2 protein-coding genes are annotated in these 2,996 nt (G+C 70.5%); both read left to right on the top strand.

The genetic code is table 11. The features are described 5' to 3' along the window. The first annotated feature begins 98 nt into the window (after positions 1-98). Positions 99-509, top strand: coding sequence for a DNA-directed RNA polymerase subunit omega (gene rpoZ, locus I53_RS25195; protein WP_010685409.1), 411 nt, complete (start codon positions 99-101; stop codon positions 507-509). Positions 510-711: 202 nt separating this feature from the next. After that, on the top strand, positions 712-2,967 hold the full coding sequence (locus tag I53_RS25190) for a bifunctional (p)ppGpp synthetase/guanosine-3',5'-bis(diphosphate) 3'-pyrophosphohydrolase (RefSeq protein ID WP_043355937.1): 2,256 nt from the start codon (positions 712-714) through the stop codon (positions 2,965-2,967). The last annotated feature ends 29 nt before the right edge of the window (positions 2,968-2,996 follow it).

The following is a 2,996-nucleotide window of genomic DNA, read 5'->3' as shown; positions in this document are numbered from 1 at the left end:
CCGGCGCAACCGCTTGTGCTTGTTGCACAACGGCTTCCCGTGTAGAGTGGCGCCATACCCGACATCTTCCGTCGCTCAAGCCCAAGGAGCCGCCCCGCATGGCGCGCGTCACCGTCGAAGACTGCATCGAGAAGGTCGAGAACCGCTTCGAGCTGGTGCTGCTGGCGAGCCACCGGGCCCGCCTCCTGGCCGCCGGCGCCCCCCTGACCATCGACCGCGACCGCGACAAGAACCCCGTCGTGGCCCTGCGCGAGATCGGCGACGAGACGATCACGGCCGACGACCTCAAGGAGCAGCTGATCCACTCGATGCAGAAATACGTCGAGGTGGACGAGCCCGAGGCCGAGACCGTGCCGCTGCTGTCGAGCTCGCCGGCCGCCGCCGCGGTGGCGCCCCAGTCCTCCAGCGACGACGCGGCGGTCCAGTTCGACCGCATGAGCGAGGAAGATCTGCTCCGCGGCCTCGAGAACCTCGCCCCGCCGGTCGAGACCGACGACGAGGGCGAGTGAGCCGGACACCGTGGGCCTGGACGCGCACGACCTGACCGAGACCGGACCCGGCGGAGACGCCGGGTTCTCTCGTTCCGAGGCCGGCCCGGCGCCGGAGGGTTTTCCCCCGCCGGGGGCTGGCGCCGGCCCGGCGGTTGCGGAACAATCGCGCGTGATCCCGACCCCACGCACGACCCAGGAAGCCCCGGCCCCGTCCCGGCGGATGATGCGCCAGTACGAGCTCGTGGAGCGGGTCAAGCGCTACAATCCGGCCGCCGACGAGGCGCTGCTCAACCGCGCCTACGTGTACGCCATGCAGGCGCACGGCACGCAGAAGCGCGCCTCGGGCGACCCGTTCTTCGCCCACCCCCTCGAAGTCGCCGCGATCCTCACGGACCTCCACCTCGACGACGCCACCATCGTGGCCGCGGTCCTGCACGACACCGTGGAGGATACCGAGGCGACGCTGGAGGAGATCCGCCGGCTGTTCGGGCCGGAGATCGGCGCCCTGGTCGACGGCCTGACCAAGCTCAAGCGCCTCGACCTCGTCTCCAAGCAGGCGGCCCAGGGCGAGAACTTCCGCAAGCTGCTGCTCGCGGTGGCGGCGGATGTCCGCGTGCTGCTGGTCAAGCTCGCCGACCGCCTGCACAACATGCGCACCCTCCAGCACATGCGGGAGGACAAGCGCCACCGCATCGCGCAGGAGACGCTGGACATCTACGCGCCGCTCTCCGGCCGCATGGGCATGCAGGAGTTGCGCGAGGAGCTGGAGGATCTGGCCTTCCGCAACCTGGAGCCGGAGGTCTACGCCACCATCACGCAGCGGCTGGCGCGGCTCACCGCCAAGTCCGAGAGCGTGGTCGAGACCATCGCGCAGGTGCTCACCGAGAAGCTCGCCGCGCAAGGCATCACCGCGGAGGTGAGCGGCCGGCAGAAGCGGCCCTTCTCGATCTGGTCGAAGATGGAGCGCAAGTCCGTCGCCTTCGAGCAGCTCTCCGACATCTTCGGCTTCCGGGTCGTCGTCAACACCGTGCAGGAATGCTACGCGGCGCTGGGCATCGTCCACACCAGCTGGCCGATGGTTCCGGGCCGTTACAAGGACTACATCTCGACCCCGAAGCAGAACGATTACCGCTCGATCCACACCACGGTCATCGGGCCGAAGAGCCAGCGCGTCGAGCTGCAGATCCGCACCTGCGCCATGGACGACATCGCCGAGTACGGCATCGCGGCCCACGCGCATTACAAGGAAGTCGGCGCCGAGCTGGTCAAGGATCCGGGACGCGCCGAGGGCAGCGTGCATCCGCGGCTCGCCGGCGAGAGCGGCGCTTACCAATGGTTGCGCCGGACCATCGAACTCCTCGCCGAGGGCGACAGCCCGGAGGAGTTCCTGGAGCACACCAAGCTGGAGCTGTTCCAGGACCAGGTGTTCTGCTTCACCCCGAAGGGCCGGCTGATCGCCCTGCCGCGGGGGGCCACGCCGATCGACTTCGCCTACGCCGTGCATACCGACGTCGGCAACACGGCGGTGGGTGCCAAGATCAACGGCCGGATGGCGCCGCTTCTGCACGAACTCGCCAACGGCGACGAGGTCGAGATCAGCCGCTCCGACGGCGCCTCGCCCCCGGCCGCCTGGGAATCGCTCGTCGTGACCGGCAAGGCGCGGGCGGCGATCCGGCGGGCGACCCGGGCCGCCGTGCGCCGGCAATATGCGGGCCTCGGCCGCCAGATCCTGGACCGGGCCTTCGAGCGCGCCGCCAAGACCTTCTCGGAGGACAAGCTGCGCGGCGCCCTGCCGCGGCTCGCCCGCGCCACCACCGAGGACGTGTTCGCCGCCGTGGGGCGGGGCGAGATGTTCTCGGGCGACGTCGTCCGCGCCGTCTATCCCGACCACCGCGACGAGCGCCGGCCTTCCCCCGCGCAGGGGGCCGCCAACGGCGCCGGCCGGCTGGTCCGCTCGGCCGACCAGACCATGCGGCTCACCTTCCAGGGCGCCGACGGCAAGGAGGGCGCCGAGGATCGCAGCGACGCGATCCCGATCCGGGGCCTCGCGGGCGACCTTCCCGTGACCTTCGCGCCGAATGGCGGCGCGGTCCCGGGGGATCGCATCGTCGGCATCCTGACCCCCGGCGTCGGGGTCACCGTCTACCCGATCCAGTCGGCGGCCCTCGCCGCCTTCGACAACGAGCCGGAGCGCTGGCTGGACGTCCGCTGGGACACGGAGGCGCTGGGCGGCGAGCGCTTCCCCGCCCGGCTGGCGCTGAAGTCGATCAACGAGCCGGGCGTGTTCGCCCAGATCGCCCAGGTGATCGCCGACCACGACGGCAACATCGACAACATCTCGATGAAGCGGCGCACCCAGGATTTCACCGACATCACGATCGACCTGTCGGTCTGGGATCTCCAGCATCTCAACGCGATCATCGCCGAGCTGCGCGGCAAGCGCCCGGTCAACAGCGTGGAACGCGTCAACGGCTGAGGCCGGGTGCCCGCGCACGGCCTGGCCCC

It is taken from the genome of Methylobacterium sp. B1, from assembly GCF_000333255.1.
Classification (GTDB): Bacteria; Pseudomonadota; Alphaproteobacteria; order Rhizobiales; family Beijerinckiaceae; genus Methylobacterium; species Methylobacterium fujisawaense.
This window is presented reverse-complemented; position numbering and strand designations above follow the sequence as displayed.

What these genes read in the sequence shown, in the direction of transcription:
- rpoZ (WP_010685409.1), top strand. Translation starts at nt 99, where the DNA reads ATGGCGCGCGTCACCGTCGAAGACTGCATCGAGAAGGTCGAGAACCGC.
- I53_RS25190 (WP_043355937.1), top strand. Translation starts at nt 712, where the DNA reads ATGATGCGCCAGTACGAGCTCGTGGAGCGGGTCAAGCGCTACAATCCG.